The following is a 16,711-nucleotide window of genomic DNA, read 5'->3' as shown; positions in this document are numbered from 1 at the left end:
GCCAGGCGTCGCGGGGCAGACGGGAATGTGACGACAGGTCCTGGGACCGGGCGCTAACGCCTCAGCGCGGACAGCGCCTGCTGCGGGTTCCACGGCTCTCCCCGGCCCCTGGCCGGCGGACAGCAGCCCAGGCCGATCAGGACGGCGGTGAAGTGCCCGAGATCGGTGAAGGTGCGCCCGGTCACCAGCGACACGGCGTAGAAGACGAGGACGGCGGCCAGGTACAGGTACCGCCAGGGCGGGGCGATCCGGTACGTCAGCACTCCCATCACCCCGGCCAGGGCGTAACTCACGCCGACGTCCAGGGTGTTGACGGCCGACTCCGGCACCACGTGCCGCTGGATCGCCCACAGCAGGGCGCCCTCGCTGATCAGCGTCGCCAGCACGTGCGCGGTCGCGCACACCAGCAGCCAGCGCAGGGTGCCCAGCCAGCGCTCGGCCTGGGCGTGGAAGACCGTGTAGAGGACCGCGTACGGCAGCCAGTGGCCGCTGTCGATCCACATGGCGCTGGAGAAGAGCACCCGCACCGGGTCGTTCGACAGCTCGCGCAGGTTCGTCGAGCGGTGGCGCAGGAAGTGCTGCTCGAACTGCGGCGACATGTGGTGCAGGGCGACGGTGGTCAGGAACAGGATCAGCAGCCAGACGTACGTGCCCGGAGCGCTGCGGACGTACGCCTTCGCCGCCGGAAGCCCACGCCGCGTCCGCATGACCCCGCTCACTGGAAGCCTCCGAGGACGACCCCGGCTCCGGCGGCAAGACGCATCGGACTCCCGCGGAGCAGGGCAGGGAACGGGGTTTCGCACAAAGGGCGAAAGACCGCCCACACGGTTGGGCGAGCTGACTGCCGTGCGTTGCGAGAGCCAAGCACACGCAACTCCTTTGTCTTGACGGGCGACCGGGCAGGTTCCGTCCCGGCTGGTGCTGAGAGCGTCGGACTCGTTCGCTCGCAGAGTGAATGGGCTGCTCGAGCCAGGAATCCCCCTGCTTCATCCGGGGAGGGTTCAAATGCGCAAGTATGGTCGTCAGGTGATCCAGGTGCCCGGCGCGCTGGCCGCTTCCCAGGAGAGATTCAACGGGGCGGCGGGCCGCGCGTTCGTCGCCGGTCTGCCCCGGCAGGTGGCCGACTTCCTCGACCGGTGGCGGCTGCGGATCGACGGGCCGGCGATGCACGGCGTGTGCGCGCTGGTCCTTCCGGTCGTACGCGCCGACCGCCTGCCCGCCGCCCTGAAGCTCCAGCTGCCCGACGAGGAGAGCGCGGGAGAGGCGCCGGCGCTGCGCGTGTGGGACGGCGCGGGGGCCGTACGGCTGCTGGAGCACGACGAGCCCACCGGCACGCTGCTGCTGGAACGGCTCGGCTCCGCCTGCCCGCTGACGCGCCTGCCGGACGCCCGCGGGGCCGTCCTGGTGATCGCCGGCCTGCTGGCCCGCCTGACGTCCGTGCCGGCCCCGGCGGGGATACGGCGGCTGGGGGACATCGCGGGTACCGTGCTGGAGCGGACTCCGGGCGCGTTGCGGCGGCTGCCCGGCGGGGACGACCGCCGGCTGCTCGCGGACTGCGCCGCCGCCGTGCGCGAGGTCGCCGGCGAAAGCGGCGACCGGCTGCTGCACTGGGACCTGCACTACGACAACGTCCTCGGCGCCGACCGCGAGCCCTGGCTGGCCATCGACCCCAAGCCGCTCGCCGGTGACCCCGGCTTCGAACTGTTCCCGGCGCTGTTCAACCGCTTCGAGCCCGGCGAGGTCGTCCCGCGCTTCGAGGCCATGACCGGGGCGCTGGGCCTCGACCCGGACCGGGCCCGCGCCTGGACGCTCGGCCGTGTGCTGCAGAACGCCGTGTGGGACCTGGAGGACGGCCGTCCCCTGTCCCCCGAACAGCTGTGGATCGGCCGCACCCTGCGCCGGTGACACGCCGCCGGACGGCCCATCCGGCGTTCCAGCCAACTATCGGGCCATACGGTACAGAATATGACGAAACGCCATATCGCTCTGCTTCTGAGCGCCGCTGTGCTGGTCGGTGCGGGCATCGCCGCCGCCCCGCCGGTCCCGGTGCCCAGGACGCACCTGGTGCATCCGGGCCAGTCGATCCAGCAGGCGGTGGACTCCGCGAAGCAGGGTGACACCGTGCTGGTGCTGCCCGGCGTCTACCACGAGAGCGTCAAGGTGACGACGCCCGGTCTGACCCTGCGCGGCACGGGCCGCAGCACGGTCCTGCAACCGGGCAGCCAGAAGCCCGCGGACGACTGCGGCAAGCGGGGCGACGGCATCTGTGTGGCGGGCACCAAGGACAAGCCCCTCGAAGGTGTCACCGTCTCCCATCTGACCCTGACCGGCTTCTCCCACGCCGGCCTGTTCGCCATGGGTACCGACCGGCTGACCGTGCGGCAGGTGACCGCGGAGAAGAACAAGGTCTGGGGCCTCGCCGAGGAGCGGTCCGTACGCAGCGAGTACCGGAGCAACATCGCCCGGGACAACGGCGACGCGGGACTCTTCCTGGCCAACACGATCACCGCCGAGCAGGGCGCCTCCGGCACCGACGGAACGCTGATCGCCCACAACCGGCTGGAGGGCAACCGGATCGGCGTCACCGTCCGCCGGCTGCGCGACCTCACCGTCAGGAGCAACGACGTCACCGGCAACTGCGCGGGGGTGTTCGTCGTCGGCGACGAGAACAAGCCGCGGGCCGGCGCCCTGACCGTGCGCGACAACCGGGTCGTGGAGAACAACAGGTTCTGCCCGGCGACCGCCCGGCTGCCCTTCCTCCAGGGCTCGGGCATCGTCCTGACCGGCACCGAGCAGACCGACGTGTCCGGCAACCTCGTCGTCGGCAACTCGGGCAGGTCCCCCCTCTCCGGCGGCATCGTGCTGTTCAAGAGCTTCGTCGGCCCGGCCGGCGAGCGGAACCGGGTGAGCCGGAACGTGCTCGAGGCCAACTCCCCGGCGGACCTGGTCAACCAGGAGAGCGCCACGCTCAACACCTTCGTGGCCAACTCCTGCGGGGCCTCCAGGCCCGCGGGACTGTGCTGAGGCCATGGCCACTCGTGGAACCCACGGGACCGAGAAGGAAGGAAGGCGGTACATGACGACCGCTCAGTCCGCACCACCGCCGTCCATGCGGCTCAGGGAGCTCGCGTTCGGGGCGGCGTGCGCCGCCGCCCTCCGTGCGGCCGCCCGGCTCGGTGTGGCCGACGCGCTCGGGGACGCACCCATGGCCGTGGAGGACCTCGCGGCCGCGGTGAAGACCGAACCGAAGCCGCTGCGCCGACTGCTGCGGGCGCTGACCTGCTACGGCGTCTTCACCGAGCAGCCCGACGGGACGTTCGCGCACACCGGCATGTCCCGGCTGCTGCGCGAGGACGACCCGGGCAGCCTGCGCTACATCACCCTGTGGTGCACCGAGCCGTGGACCTGGGACGCCTGGCCGAAACTGGACGAGGCGGTGCGCACCGGCCGCAACGTGGTGGAGGACCTGTACGGCAAGGAGTTCTTCGTCCACCTCAACGAGGACGCCCCCGAGTCGGCGGACGTCTTCAACCGGGCCATGACGACCTCCAGCAAGCAGTCCGCGCGGGACGTCGCCGAGCTCCTCGACCTGTCCGGCGCCTCCTCGGTCGCCGACATCGGCGGTGGGCAGGGGCACGTGGTGGCGAGCCTGCTGGAGAAGTACCCGCGGATGCACGGCACCCTGCTGGACCTGCCGCGGGTGGTGGACAACGCCGACCCCCGGCTGCGCGCGGGCGGCTCGCTGGCCGACCGGGTGCGGATCGTGCCCGGCGACTGCCGCGAGGCCATCCCGGTCAGGGCCGACGTCTACATCATCAAGAACATCCTGGAGTGGGACGACGACTCCACCGCCCGCTGCCTGCGCAACGTCATCGGGGCGGGCGGGCCCGGAGCGCGGGTCGTGGTCATCGAGAACCTCGTCGACGACACCCCCTCGATGCGGTTCAGCACCGCCATGGACCTGCTCCTGCTGCTGAACGTCGGCGGTGCCAAGCACACCAGCGCCAGCATGGCCGACCGGCTGAAGGCGGCGGGCCTGATCATCGACGACATCAGCCCGGTCAACCCCTACCTGCACGCCTTCGACTGCACGGTGCCGGGCTGACCGGACCCGGCCGGCGGCACCGCCGCGACCTCCTCGGACACCGGCCGCCGGGCCCGCGACGGAGCGGGCCCGGCGGCCGGTGGCCGTCCGTGAGGGACCGGACGGCTCGTCAGGTGGCTTGGTACGGCGGCTCAGTCACGCTCCCACAGGTAGAAGCGGTGGGCCATCGCGTCCTTCGGCGAGCGCCAGGTCTGCGGGTCGTAGGCGCTGACGTACGCCGACAGCCGCTCGCTGATGCCGCGGAACTCCGGGTGGTCCGCCACCTTGGCGATGGCGGGTCCCGGGTCCCGGTCCGCATCGATCAGGTGCATGTACACATCGCCGAACTGGTAGAGGCTGCGCCTGGTGACACCGACCAGGTGCGGCAACTCCCCACGGTCGGACTCCTCGAAGATCCTGGCGATGTCCGGGGCCGAACCGGGGGCCATCCGGGCGACGATCAGTTCTTGGTGCACGGTCCTTCCTCCGTCCGGCTCAGTCGGTGGTCAGGGCCGGCTCGGCCCGGCGCCCGGCGGCGGCCTTCTCGATCTTGTCGCGGATCAAGGCCATCTGGACCTTGGAGTTCTTGTTGATGTTGTCGGTCATCCAGTCGTCGTCGACCGGCGCTTCCGGCTTCATCGCGAAGTCCTGGGTCCAGATCATCCGGGTGCCCCCGGGGACCTCCTCGTACCTCCAGTGGATGTTCATGTGGTCGAAGGGGCCCGTCTCGACCCGGCGGGCCCTGACAGTGAGCGTGGCCCGGTCGGGCTCGCGCTCGGAGACCCAGCTCCACACGGTGCCGTTCTCGTCCGGGTGCATGGTCAGCCGGAAGGTGCACTTGTCGCCTTCCTGGGACAGGATCTCGGCGGAGGCGTACTCGCTGAACAGCCGTGGCCAGTTCGCCACGTCGTTGGTCATGTCCCAGACCAGGTCCACCGGCGCGGCGATGGTGATCTCGTTCTCGGTGTGTCCGGCCATTTCTACGCTCCTGCGAGAAGGGTGCTGTTGACGAGGTCGAGGAACTTCCTGGGCGTCTTGCAGCGCTCCGCGTCGGCCGGCATCGGCATGCCGTGGCGGTTCTCCAGTTCGCCCACGATGCCGAGCAGGCCGAGCGAGTCGATACCGAGCTCGTCGAATCCGCTCTCGGACAGGTCCGCCAGCTCCTGCGGGCTGACGGTGATCCCGGCGGCCTTCTTCATGAGTTCGGCCAGTTCCTCCACTGTGATTCGGTCACTCATGCGGTTCCTCTCCTTGCTCCCGGTTGATCCTGGCTGCCTCGCTACGAGGCCTCGGCGGCACCGTGCCGCAGCACCAGCGCCGAGTTCGAGCCCATGAGCCCCCGGCTGAGGACCAGCGCCGTGCGCACCTCGGCGGCACGGGCACGACCGGTCACCAGGTCGAGGTCATGGCAGATGTCGGAGACGTTCGGGGTGGGCGGGATCAGGCCGTGCTCCATCGTGAGGACCGCCGCCGCCGTGTCCAGCACCGGGGCGGCGCAGTACGCCCGGCCGGTGCCGGTCTTGGGCGCCGTGACCGGCACGCGCCGGCCGTGCGCGCCGAGCGCGTCGGCGATGGCGAGCGCCTCCGCCCGGTCCGCCTCGGGGACGCCGAGGGCGTCGGCGAAGACGACGTCGACCTCCTCGGGTGCGCACCCGGCGTCGGCCAGCGCGCCGCGGATCGCCTCCGCCAGCCCCTCCCGGGACAGCTCCCAGCGGGAGGCGCCCGTGAAGGTCGCCGCGTGCCCGGCCAGGACGGCCCGTACTGGCACGCCCCGCCCCCGCGCCGCCTCGGCCGCCTCCACGGCGAGCATCGCGCCGCCCTCGGCCGGCACGAACCCGCAGGCCGTCTCGGTGAACGGGCGGTAGGCGCGCTTCGGATCGGCCACCGGGCTCAGCTCCCGGTAACCGAGCTGGCAGACCATCGAGTACGGGGCCAGCGGCGCCTCCGTCGAACCGGCCACGATCACATCGGTGCCGCGCTCGACCGCCCGTGCCGCGTGCGCCAGGGCGTCCAGGCCACCCGCCTCGTCGGCCGCGACCACCGAGCAGGGACCCTTGAAGCCGCGCCGGATGGAGATCTGGCCGGTGCTGGCCGCGTAGAACCAGGCGATGGACTGCCAGGGGCCGACATAGCGGCGGCCCTTGCTCCACAGCTTCTGAAGCTCCCGCTGGCCGAACTCGCCGCCGCCGGACCCCGCCGCGGTGACCACGCCCGCGGAGAACGGGGCCGCGTCGGTGTCGGCCTGACCCAGCCGGGCGTCCTGAAGGGCGGCGTCGGCCGCGGCCATCGCGAAGTGCGTGAAGCGGTCGGTCTGGACCAGGTAGCGCTCCTCGACCGCCGCCGAGGGTTCGAAGGACCGCACCTCGCCGGCCACCTTCAGCGGCAGGTGCTCGCAGCCCTCGCGGGTCACGCGGTCCAGGACGCTCACGCCCTCCTGGGTGGACTTCCAGAAGCTCTCGGTGCTCGTGCCGCCGGGCGCGACGACACCGATGCCGGTGACGGCGGCCCGCCGCTTGCGCGGTGCGCTCATCGTGTCCTCTCCCTCTGCCGGGTCAGGATCACCGCGGACTGGAAGCCGCCGAAGCCGCTGCCCACGGAGAGCACGCTGTCCAGCTTCCGCTCGCGGGCGACCCGCGGGACGTAGTCCAGGTCGCACTCGGGGTCGGGGGTCTCGTAGTTCGCGGTCGGCGGGACCGCCTGGTGGGCCAGCGCCAGCACACAGGCCACGACCTCGATCGCCCCGATCGCCCCCAGCGAGTGACCCACCATCGACTTGATGGAGCTCATGGGGGTGTCGTAGGCGTGGTGGCCCAGCGCCCGCTTCACCGCGGCCGTCTCGTGCCGGTCGTTCTGGCGGGTGCCGGAGCCGTGCGCGTTGACGTAGTCGATCGCGGAGCCGTCCAGGCGGGCATGGTCCAGCGCGGTCTCTATCGCCCGCGCCATCTCCAGGCCCTCGCTGGTCAGTCCGGTCATGTGGTAGGCGTTGCCGAACGTGGCGTAGCCGCTGAGCTCGCAGTACACGTGGGCGCCACGGGCCCTGGCGCGTTCCAGCTCCTCCAGGACGAGCACCGCGCCGCCCTCCCCCATGACGAACCCGTCACGGTCGTTGTCGAAGGGGCGGGAGGCGTGGGCGGGGTCGTCGTTGTTCGGCGACGTTGCCTTGATCGCGTCGAAGCACGCCATGGTGATCGGTGATATCGGCGAGTCCGACGCGCCGGCTATGCAGATGTCCGCCCTCCCCTCCTCCACGGTGTGCAGCGCGTAGCCGACCGCGTCGAGCCCGGAGGTGCAGCCCGTGGAGACGGTCTGCACCGGCCCGCGGGCCCCGAACCGCTCGGCCACCGTGGAGGCCAGCGTGCTCGGTGTGAACGCCCGCTCCAGATGCGGCCGGGCCCGCTCGTGGTCCACGTCCCAGCGCTCGCCGCCGTGGCTGACCAGGACGTAGTCGTTCTCCAGCCGCGTGGTGCCGCCGACCGCGGTGCCCAGCGAGACCCCGACCCGCCAGGGGTTCTCCCCGGCGAGGTCGAGCCCGGAGTCCGCCACCGCCTCCTGGCCGGCGGCCAGGGCGAACTGGATGTAGCGGTCGCAGCGCGCGACCTGCTCCTCGTCCAGCCCCGAGGCCGCCGGATCGAAATCGCACTCGGCGGCGATCCGGGACCGCAGACCGGCCGGGTCGAAGAACGTGATGCCCCGCGTCGCGGTGCGCCCGTTCGCCAGCAGGTCCCAGAACGCGGGGGCGCCGATACCGCCCGGCGCCACGATGCCTATGCCGGTGACCGCAACCCGCCTGGTCATGATCGGACCTCTGCCACGCCCGCCGCCGGCGGCGCCGGAGCGCCGGCCGCCGCCGGCTCGGTACCCTCCGTGTCGACGTGGCCGAGCTGCGGGCGCGGGGCCAGCGGCCCCAGGTGGAAGACGATCCGCGCCTCCACGTCGCCCACGTTGCGGAAGCGGTGGCGCATGTAGGCGGGGATCATCAGACCCTGTTCCGGTCTGAGCGGGTGCGGCTCGCCGTCCAGATCCACCTCGAGGTCGCCGCAGACGACGTACACGAACTCCTCGGAGTACGGGTGGTAGTGCTCACCGATGCGGTCGCCGGGCTGCACGATGGCCACGCCCATGAAGCCGCTGGTGGAACCGACCGTGGCCGGGGTGAGCATGGCGCGCAGATCGCCTCCGCGCTTCGTGTTGGGCTCGGTCTCGCCGAGCTCCACGATCCTGGGCCTGGGTTTGATCACGTCGTTCCTCCGGTGGTGTGGTACGTCGGCTTCGGGATGCGTCAGGCGTCCGGCGCGGACCGGCGGTCGGTGATGAGGTCCATGCGGGCGAGGGTGAGCAGACGGGCCAGGTCGCCGTCCTTCGGGGCGGGGCCCTCGTCGAGCAGGGTGGTCAGCTCCGACGCCTTCGCGGGATCCGTCAGCCCCAGCGCGGCGGCCGGGTCGGCCTCCAGACCTCCATGGATGTCGATCAGACGGACGACGACGTCGTCCCGCTCGAAGACCGTGCTGCGCAGCACCGGGCTGCGCGGGTCCTCCGCGGCCCGCTCGTCCTGACGGGACAGCAGCTCCGCCAGCTTCATGCCCTTGCCGGGCCGCGCCGGGTAGTACAGCGCGTGCCGCTCCGCCTCCGGACTCTCCTGGTCGGCCGTCACGTGGTGCACCGCGGGCAGCGCCGCCCGGGTGAAGAACACCCGTGCGGACTCCTGGTCGTTGAGGTCGCGGTCCTGCTCCAGGTAGGGGTTGATGGCCTCCTCGACCTTCCGGATCTGCGGTTGCCGGGCCACGTGCCGCAGCGCCGAGAGCAGGTCGCCGCGTACCTCGATGGCCCGCACGACCCGGTTGCCGTGCATGAACAGGGAGGTGCGGCACAGCCGGGTGGCGCCGTCCACCTGCGCCTCGGGCGACTCGTAGTCGGCCAGGATCCGGGCCACCTTCTGCTCGCTGCCGGGCTTCACCGTGAAGGTCAGCGCGTGCCGGATCACACCGTCCCCGATCCGCGGCGAGTCCTGGAGCCGGCGCTCGGCGGAACCGGTGCCCACCCCCGTGTGGCCGGTCTCACGGACGATGTGGAAGCGCAGCGACCGGGTGTCCCGGATGCAGCCGTGCATCGGCTGCACCATCCGCACGTGCTCCTCGCTGTTCACCCAGGCGAGGAACGGCGGGGCGCTCTCCCACTCGCTGGTGATCAGCCACTGGGAGGGGTTCTCGATGGACTGGCACAGCTGGTCGCTGACGTGCCCGGGGACGGACGTGACCTGCTCGCACATCTCCTCGTACGCCTCCAGGAACTGCTGCTGGGCGCCGTCGTAGACGTCCACCAGCAGGACGACCCGGAGCCGGGAGCCGTCGAACACGGACTGGGAGACACGTTTCGCGGCCTGCTGCTCGGTCGGTTCTGAAACTCGCTCAGAAATGGCGGTCATCTGCGTACGTCTCCTTGGCGGGCTTGGCGGGGCAGAGGAAACGCCGGCCGCGGGTGACGCGACGTCAGCGTGATCTCGATCCTGTGCCGTGCCCGATCGGCGCGCGACTCGTGTGCACCACGCGGGTGATCACAGGGGTGATTGGTGCCACGGACGTACGCACGACGGCCTCCGGGAGGGCATGGGAACTCCGATGCGCGCCACACCCGCACCCCCGCTCCTGGAGGCAGCGATGCACCAAGAAGCCGACCATCGGGTACCCGTCCTCATCGTGGGCGGCTCCCTGGTGGGCCTGTCCACCTCCCTGTTCCTGGGGCGCCACGGCGTGCCGCACATGCTGGTCGAGCGGCACTCCGGCACGTCCATCCACCCCCGCGGACGCGGCAACAACGTGCGGACCATGGAGCTGTTCCGGGTGGCCGGCGTCGAACCGGACATCAGGACGGCGGCATCGCTCCTCGCGGACAACCACGGCATCCTCCAGACACCGACGCTGGCCGGCGACGCGGGCGAGTGGCTGTTCAAGCACATCGACCCGGACGGCGGCCTCGCCAGGTTCAGCCCCACCGCCTGGTGCCTGTGCAGCCAGAACGACCTGGAGCCCGAGCTGCTGAAGGGCGCCCGCAGACTCGGCGGCGACCTGCGCTACTCCCACGAGATGGAGTCCTTCGAGCAGGACGGCGAGGGCGTGACCGCGGTGGTACGGGACCGGGGCACCGACGAGCGGTACACCGTCCGCGCCGACTACCTGGTCGCGGCCGACGGCCCGCGCAGCCCGGTCCGGCGCCGCCTCGGCATCGGGCAGAGCGGGCCCGGCGACCTGTTCGCCAACGTGAGCGTCACCTTCCGCTCCAAGCTGCTCGCCGAGGTGGTGGGCGAACGCCGCTTCATCTGCTGCTACCTCACCGACCCGGACGCCGACGGGGCCCTGCTGCCCGTCGACAACAAGGAGCACTGGGTCTTCCACGCGCCCTGGCACCCGGAGCGCGGTGAGACGCTGGAGGAGTTCACCGAGGACCGGCTCCAGCGGCACATCCGCCGCGCGATCGGGGCCCCCGACCTGGACGTGGAGATCACCGGCAAGGCGTCCTGGCGGGCCGCCGAACGGGTCGCCGACCGGTACTCGGCCGGACGGGTGTTCCTCGCCGGGGACTCCGCGCACGAGATGTCCCCCACCGGCGCCTTCGGCTCCAACACCGGCATCCAGGACGCGCACAACCTGGTCTGGAAGCTGGCCGCGGTGCTCGGCGGCTGGGCCGGCCCCGGCCTCCTCGAGACCTACGACACCGAGCGCCGCCCCGTCGCCACGGCGACCAGCGCCCGCGCCTCCGCCCGCTCCGTCGAGCACAGCCATCCCGGCTTCGCCCCGGCCCCCGGCATCGGCGGCGGCAAGCGCGGCGGCATCCTCAACGTCGTCCTCGGCCACCGCTACCCGCACGGCGCCGTCGTGGGCGCCGACCCGGACCAGGAGGCCGTGCCCGAGGCGATGCGCCTGACCGGCGAGCCGGGCAGCCGGGCGCCCCACCTGTGGCTGCGCCGCGGCGGCGAGCGCATCTCGACGCTCGACCTGTACGAGCGCTCCCTGGTGCTGCTGAGCGACGCCCAGTCGGCGGCGGGCTGGCACACGGCGGCCCAGCGCATCGCCGGGAGCGACGGCGTACGCCTGGACTCGTACCGCGTCGGCGCCGAGATCACCTACGACCCGCAGGGCGGCGAGGACGCAACGGCACCCGACTGGGCGCGGGCCCACGGCACGACGGCCGACGGGGCGGTACTGGTCCGCCCGGACGGGTTCGTGGCGTGGCGGGCGGCGGGGGCCGCGCCGGACACGGAGGCGACGCTGCGTCAGGTCGTACGGACGGTGCTCAGAACAGCCTGACCTGCGAGAACGAACGGAGGCCACCCGCACCTCGCGGTGCGGGTGGCCTCCGTGTGTGGAGCCCCCTGTCGGATTCGAACCGACGACCTGCTGTTTACAAGACAGCCGCTCTGGACCAGCTGAGCTAAGGAGGCCTGCATGGGTGTGTCCGTGCAGTGTACCCAGGTCCCCGCGGTGGCCCGGCAGGAATTTCCGTGAAGTTCACTCGACCCCAAGTGCTGACAGACCAGGTGAACGCCAGGTACCGTCCTGTGCCAGTTCACCCTTGTGGACTACACCACCACAACGGAATCACCCGTAGTGGCAACCACCTTCCTACAACGGATCGTCCGGCACGTTCCTGCCGGTAGAAGGGGGCCCATTCGCCATGGCCACTGTCCAGTTCGACAAGGCGACCCGGATCTACCCGGGTTCCGACAAGCCCGCCGTCGACGCGCTCGAGATCGACATCGAGGACGGTGAGTTCCTCGTCCTGGTCGGCCCGTCCGGTTGCGGCAAGTCCACCTCGCTGCGGATGCTCGCGGGCCTGGAGGACGTCAACGCCGGGGCCATCCGGATCGGTGACCGCGACGTCACCCACCTGCCGCCGAAGGACCGGGACATCGCCATGGTGTTCCAGAACTACGCGCTGTACCCGCACATGTCGGTCGCCGACAACATGGGCTTCGCGCTCAAGATCGCCGGCGTCAACAAGGCGGAGATCCGGCAGAAGGTCGAGGAGGCCGCGAAGATCCTCGACCTGACCGAGTACCTCGACCGCAAGCCGAAGGCGCTCTCCGGCGGTCAGCGCCAGCGTGTCGCCATGGGCCGCGCGATCGTGCGCGAGCCGCAGGTGTTCCTCATGGACGAGCCGCTGTCCAACCTGGACGCCAAGCTCCGGGTGAGCACCCGTACGCAGATCGCCTCGCTCCAGCGCCGGCTCGGCATCACCACCGTCTACGTCACCCATGACCAGGTCGAGGCCATGACCATGGGCGACCGCGTGGCGGTGCTCAAGGACGGTCTGCTCCAGCAGGTCGACTCGCCGCGCAACATGTACGACAAGCCCGCGAACCTGTTCGTGGCCGGCTTCATCGGCTCGCCCGCCATGAACCTCGTCGAGGTGCCGATCACCGACGGCGGTGTGAAGTTCGGCAACAGCGTGGTGCCGGTCAACCGCGACGCGCTCAAGGCCGCCTCGGACAAGGGCGACCGCACGGTGACGGTGGGCGTGCGCCCCGAGCACTTCGACGTGGTCGAGCTGGGCGGCGGCGCGGCGGCCTCGCTGTCGAAGGACACCGAGGACGCGCCGGCCGGCCTCGCCGTCTCCGTGAACGTGGTGGAGGAGACGGGCGCCGACGGGTACGTCTACGGCTCGGTCGAGGTCGGCGGCGAGCAGAAGGACCTCGTCGTCCGCGTCAGCAGCCGCTCCGTCCCGGAGAAGGGCTCCACCCTGCACGTCGTGCCGCGGCCGGGCGAGACCCACGTGTTCTCGACCTCCACGGGCGAGCGCCTGTCGGACTGAGGCGTCCGCGGCTGACGCCTTACGGCTGAAACCTCGGGACATCCCGGGGGATTCACCCAAGTTGCCGAGAAGGGCCCCGCGACCTGGCCGCGGGGCCCTTCTCCATGCCTCCGAACCACTCCTCGCACCGGACATTTCGAGCGGTGTGCGTCAACACATCACCCGGGAGAAAGCGTCTGGCCATCCCCCGTTGGAGTGACTAAATGTCGCCAAATCATCACCGGGCGCTACCCTCACTCGCGTGAAGCACTCCACCAACCACCCCACGCGACGCGGCCCGGGCCCCGCCCGCCGGATCGGCCGCTCCCTCGCCCTCGTCCTGCCCGTCGTCCTGGTGCTCTCCGGAACCCTCGCGGTCACCCGGGTCAACTGGTCGGGGAGCCCCGCAAACTCGGTACTGACCGCGTCGGACGCCGTGGCCGCCGGCACCCCGGCGAAGGCCCGCGCCCGCGCCCCGCAGGACGTGCTGCGCGACCAGCTGCTCACCGAGTTGCAGGACAAGAACCCGGGCGTGGTCCTCACCCACCTCCAGGAGGCGGTCAACGGCCGCCCCTCACTGGCCGGCCACTGCGCCTCCATCGCCCGCACCCTGGGCCGCGCCGCCGTCCACATCTACGGCGCCACCCGCGCCCAGTCCTACGCCCGCCCGGTCTGCGACACCTCCTTCGCCTCCGGCATCCAGTCCACCCACGACTGACGCCCGCGGCCCCTGGCCGACCGAGCGAAACCCCAGGGCGGGCCACCAGGGCCGGGGCCCCGCCCTGGACACGACTGGGAGAGCCCACAGAGCCGCCCGTTGCGGGCCCGAGGCCAGGGCGAGGCCGCCCAAGTCCCGCGCACACCGCAGAGCGGACCGCCGCCGGCCTCGCCACGAGGCGCATCCCTACCCCGGCGGCGGCTCGCGCCCGCCGGGCCACACAGCCGCGCTGAACCGGCCCGCTCACCTCCTCGGCACGGACCGCCGAGCCGACCGTGTCGAACGCCTGCGGCGGGTACGGTGATCGCCGTTGGCGGGCGCCCCCCTGCCAACCGGCCCCGAGCCTCCTCCCCACCGCACACTCCCGCCCGAAGGGCACCGCACGCCCCGCCCGAGGCCCGATCGCAGTAAGAAGTCGGTGACCCGTTGACCAGGAAATCCTTGGCGGCGGACGGGGCCCGAGGGGTGGGACGTACAGTGCGGGCATGACCCATCCGAACACCGCGTCCCGCCCCACTCAAGCCGTCGTTCTGGCGGGAGGCCAGGGCTCCCGGCTGCGGCCCTACACCGATGACCGGCCCAAGCCGATGGTCGAGATCCCCGGCACGGGCACCCCGATCATCGGCCACCAGCTCGCCTGGCTGGCCGAGGAGGGTGTGACGGACGTGGTGGTCTCCTGCGGCCACCTCGCCGAGGTGCTGCAGAAGTGGCTGAAGTCGGCGGACCTGCCGGTCCGTGTCTGCACCGTCGTGGAGCCGGAGCCCCTCGGCCGCGGCGGCGGCCTGAAGTTCGCCGCCGCGCAGCTGCCCCACCCGGACCAGCCCTGGTACGCCACCAACGGCGACATCTGGACCCGGTTCTCGCTGCGCGACATGGCCGACTTCCACACCGAGCGCGACGCGGTCGCCACCCTCGCGCTGGCCCGCCCGCGGCTCCCCTGGGGCGCCGTGCGGACGGACGGGTTCGGCCACATCACGGACTTCATCGAGGCCCCGCCCTCGACCTTCGAGATCAACGCGGGCGTCTACGTGTTCTCGCCCGGGTTCGCCGCCCTCCTCCCGGAGCGCGGCGACCACGAGCGCACCACCTTCCCGCACCTGGCCCGCGAACGCAGGCTCGCCGGCTTCCCGATCCCCCAGGGCGCCTACTGGCGCGCCATCGACACCGCGAAGGACCTCACGGAGGCCTCGAAGGAGCTGGCGGCGCTGGGGAGGTGAGCCCGCAGGGCCGCGCTCGTGCGACGAGCCGGGGGCCGGGCTACCCCAGCAGTCCGCCCACCAGCCCCGGCTGGCCCGAGGACGAGCTGCCGCCGCTGGAGCCGCCGCCACTGGAGCCGGGCCCCCCGGAGCCACCGCCCGATCCGGTGCTGCCACCGGTCGCGGTACCGCCGGAGGTCGGACCCGAGCTGGTGCTGGGTGCCTGCTGCGCTGGGGCGGAGTGCCGCGGCGGCGTCTGACCGGCGCCCTGGGTCTCGCCGGGCACGCCGCCGGTCGCGGTGCCGCTCTCGCGGGCCGCTCCCGGCGTGCTCGCGGGGCCGCGGGACGGGCTCGCCGAGGAGCCGCGCCGGGTGGCCGGCGAGTTCGACGCCGACGGCGGCTTCTGCTGCCGCTCGCCCGACTCCTTCGGCAACGGCGAACCGGGCAGTTCGTTGCGCGGGGCCTCGCCCCGTCCGGGCACGACCACCCGGTCGGCGTCGCGGACGGCGCCGCCGAGCAGCGAGCCGACGAGCAGCGTCAGACCGGTGACGACCACCGTGACCAGGGCGCCGCGGCGCAGCACGAACCGGCGCAGCTCCCAGATGTCGGAGCGGGGGCCGAGCCGTCGCCAGGCGGACGCGGCGAGGCGCCCGTCCAAGGAGTACACGGGCGCGCCGGCGATGACCAGCGGGGACCAGGCGGCGAGGTAGATGATGTCCGGCGCGTCGTAGACGGGCACCGTCTTCCAGCTGACCGTCACGATCAGCGCGGCCGACAGCAGCGCGCCGATCGCCGCGGCGACCCGCTGCCAGCAGCCCAGGACCGTGAGGATCCCCACGATGACCTGGAGGAAGGCGATGACAAGCCCGGAACCGACGGGGTGCTGGAGCGCGAACTGGCGCAGCGGATCGGCGACTTCCCAGGGGTGCAGGGTGTTGAGCCACTTGACCATGGAGCCGCGCTTGCCGCCGTCGAAGTAGAGCGGGTCGCACAGCTTGCGCATGCCGGCGTAGAGGGAGATGAACCCGAGGAAGATGCGCAGCGGGAGCAGCACGACGCCGAGGTTCATGCGCCGGCCCGGGTAGTACGCGTGCCGGGAAGGGTCGTCGGCGTGGCGCCTGCCCCGCCGGTGCCCGTCCGGCTCGCCGTACGTGTCGTACTCGTCGTACTCGTCGTCCGCGAAGTCGGTGTATTCGTAAGGCGGTTGTCCGTACGCCGGGGTGCCGTACCCGCTCTCGCCGTACCCGGCACCGCCGTACCCGGCACCGCCGTGGGCGGACTCCTCGTAGGCGCTGCCCGCGGTCCGCATGTGCGGCAGCAGCCGGGTCTCGCCGGGCTGGGGCGTGCGCCGGGCGCCGACGACGGGGGTCTCGACCGTCCGCTCGAGGTCGTAGGCGTCGTGGCCCGGCGTGCCGCCGACGCGCGGGATGACCTGCGTGACTCCGGCGTCCGCGGACGGCTCGTCGGCGTACCGCACGCTTCCGCTCCGCACGGCCTGGAGCAGCCGGTGGGCGCCTGTGTCGTCCGGGGCTGACCGGCCGCTCCAGACGACCGGGCGGCGGTGGGTCACGGCCCCGGCCCGGCCCGCGGCGACGGGCACGCGGCCGGCGTTCTCGGTGCCGCCGGGGTACCGGGCGATCGGCCAGGACTGGGCGCGCCGCGAGGTGGCGCCCAACTGCACGCGGAAACTCGCGTGGTTGACGATGACCTGCGCCGGATCGCTCGGCACCTTCACCATGCTCAGCGCGGGAGCGTCGTCGTATCCCGACGAGCGGTCCCCCGTGGGTGTGCGGGGTGTTCTGGTGTCCACACTCATCTAACCGAGTGACGAGGAGTTAGGACACTGCCGTGACGCGTCGGATCTGTCCGGACCGCGTCAAGGTTGTACGGATGGCCCGGTTTCACCCGGGCGGGTGGCCGTACGGACGA

16 protein-coding genes and 1 tRNA gene are annotated in these 16,711 nt (G+C 72.0%); 7 read left to right on the top strand and 10 right to left on the bottom strand.

Translation table 11 applies throughout. The features are described from left to right. Positions 1-53: 53 nt before the first annotated feature. Positions 54-707, bottom strand: a complete 654-nt coding sequence (locus tag ACFY4A_RS14050) for a rhomboid-like protein (RefSeq protein ID WP_390829680.1) — start codon at positions 705-707, stop codon at positions 54-56. 298 nt (positions 708-1,005) lie between these two features. On the opposite strand from ACFY4A_RS14050, the gene ACFY4A_RS14045 reads away from it, so the two are divergent. Genes ACFY4A_RS14045 through ACFY4A_RS14035 form a run of 3 tightly spaced genes read left to right on the top strand, consistent with a single transcriptional unit; the run spans position 1,006 to position 4,105 of the window. Next, positions 1,006-1,905, top strand: coding sequence for an aminoglycoside phosphotransferase family protein (locus ACFY4A_RS14045; protein ID WP_390829679.1), 900 nt, complete (start codon positions 1,006-1,008; stop codon positions 1,903-1,905). Positions 1,906-1,965: 60 nt separating this feature from the next. Beyond that, entirely contained in the window at positions 1,966-3,024 is a 1,059-nt protein-coding gene (locus ACFY4A_RS14040; protein ID WP_390829678.1) for a nitrous oxide reductase family maturation protein NosD, read from the top strand. A gap of 52 nt (positions 3,025-3,076) precedes the next feature. Further along, positions 3,077-4,105 (top strand): methyltransferase, encoded by a 1,029-nt coding sequence (locus ACFY4A_RS14035; RefSeq protein ID WP_390829677.1) that lies wholly within the window; start codon positions 3,077-3,079, stop codon positions 4,103-4,105. A 131-nt stretch (positions 4,106-4,236) separates the two neighbouring features. Here ACFY4A_RS14035 and ACFY4A_RS14030 read toward each other — a convergent pair whose 3' ends face one another. Genes ACFY4A_RS14030 through ACFY4A_RS14000 form a run of 7 tightly spaced genes read right to left on the bottom strand, consistent with a single transcriptional unit; the run spans position 4,237 to position 9,506 of the window. Continuing rightward, complete coding sequence (locus ACFY4A_RS14030; RefSeq protein WP_390829676.1) at positions 4,237-4,560, bottom strand: TcmI family type II polyketide cyclase; 324 nt, start codon at positions 4,558-4,560, stop codon at positions 4,237-4,239. Positions 4,561-4,579: 19 nt separating this feature from the next. Then, complete coding sequence (locus tag ACFY4A_RS14025; RefSeq protein ID WP_390829675.1) at positions 4,580-5,062, bottom strand: SRPBCC family protein; 483 nt, start codon at positions 5,060-5,062, stop codon at positions 4,580-4,582. Between the two features lie 2 nt (positions 5,063-5,064). Further along, a complete protein-coding gene (locus ACFY4A_RS14020) occupies positions 5,065-5,322 on the bottom strand; it encodes an acyl carrier protein (RefSeq protein ID WP_390829674.1) in 258 nt (85 codons plus the stop codon). 41 nt (positions 5,323-5,363) lie between these two features. After that, positions 5,364-6,614 carry a ketosynthase chain-length factor gene (locus ACFY4A_RS14015; RefSeq protein ID WP_390829673.1) on the bottom strand — a complete coding sequence of 417 codons (1,251 nt, stop codon included), beginning with the start codon at positions 6,612-6,614 and terminating at the stop codon, positions 5,364-5,366. Then, positions 6,611-7,879, bottom strand: coding sequence for a beta-ketoacyl-[acyl-carrier-protein] synthase family protein (locus tag ACFY4A_RS14010; protein WP_390829672.1), 1,269 nt, complete (start codon positions 7,877-7,879; stop codon positions 6,611-6,613). Before ACFY4A_RS14010 ends, ACFY4A_RS14015 begins: the two co-directional genes overlap by 4 nt. Continuing rightward, positions 7,876-8,322, bottom strand: a complete 447-nt coding sequence (locus ACFY4A_RS14005; RefSeq protein WP_390829671.1) for a cupin domain-containing protein — start codon at positions 8,320-8,322, stop codon at positions 7,876-7,878. The genes ACFY4A_RS14010 and ACFY4A_RS14005 overlap by 4 nt, the downstream gene beginning before the upstream one ends. Positions 8,323-8,363: 41 nt before the next feature. Next, positions 8,364-9,506: a SchA/CurD-like domain-containing protein gene (locus ACFY4A_RS14000; RefSeq protein WP_390829670.1), complete on the bottom strand. Its 1,143-nt coding sequence runs from the start codon at positions 9,504-9,506 to the stop codon at positions 8,364-8,366. A 232-nt stretch (positions 9,507-9,738) separates the two neighbouring features. Between ACFY4A_RS14000 and ACFY4A_RS13995 the strand changes: the two genes are divergently transcribed. Further along, a complete protein-coding gene (locus ACFY4A_RS13995) occupies positions 9,739-11,385 on the top strand; it encodes an FAD-dependent oxidoreductase (protein ID WP_390829757.1) in 1,647 nt (548 codons plus the stop codon). 56 nt (positions 11,386-11,441) lie between these two features. Here ACFY4A_RS13995 and ACFY4A_RS13990 read toward each other — a convergent pair. After that, a tRNA-Thr gene (locus ACFY4A_RS13990) sits at positions 11,442-11,519 on the bottom strand. Positions 11,520-11,752: 233 nt separating this feature from the next. On the opposite strand from ACFY4A_RS13990, the gene msiK reads away from it, so the two are divergent. The 3 genes from msiK (at position 11,753) to ACFY4A_RS13975 (ending at position 14,803) form a co-directional block, all read left to right on the top strand. Continuing rightward, the gene (gene msiK / locus ACFY4A_RS13985; protein WP_390829669.1) at positions 11,753-12,889 is read left to right on the top strand and encodes a diacetylchitobiose ABC transporter ATP-binding protein MsiK; all 1,137 of its coding nucleotides are present in this window, start codon (positions 11,753-11,755) and stop codon (positions 12,887-12,889) included. Between the two features lie 241 nt (positions 12,890-13,130). After that, the gene (locus tag ACFY4A_RS13980; protein WP_390829668.1) at positions 13,131-13,586 is read left to right on the top strand and encodes a hypothetical protein; all 456 of its coding nucleotides are present in this window, start codon (positions 13,131-13,133) and stop codon (positions 13,584-13,586) included. A 485-nt stretch (positions 13,587-14,071) separates the two neighbouring features. Further along, on the top strand, positions 14,072-14,803 hold the full coding sequence (locus ACFY4A_RS13975) for an NDP-sugar synthase (RefSeq protein ID WP_390829667.1): 732 nt from the start codon (positions 14,072-14,074) through the stop codon (positions 14,801-14,803). A gap of 40 nt (positions 14,804-14,843) precedes the next feature. Here the strand turns inward: ACFY4A_RS13975 and ACFY4A_RS13970 are convergent, their stop codons facing one another. After that, positions 14,844-16,598: a DoxX family membrane protein gene (locus ACFY4A_RS13970; protein ID WP_390829666.1), complete on the bottom strand. Its 1,755-nt coding sequence runs from the start codon at positions 16,596-16,598 to the stop codon at positions 14,844-14,846. Positions 16,599-16,711: the final 113 nt, after the last annotated feature.

This window comes from Streptomyces sp. NPDC001292 (assembly GCF_042896465.1).
Lineage (GTDB): Bacteria > Actinomycetota > Actinomycetes > Streptomycetales > Streptomycetaceae > Streptomyces.
This window is presented reverse-complemented; position numbering and strand designations above follow the sequence as displayed.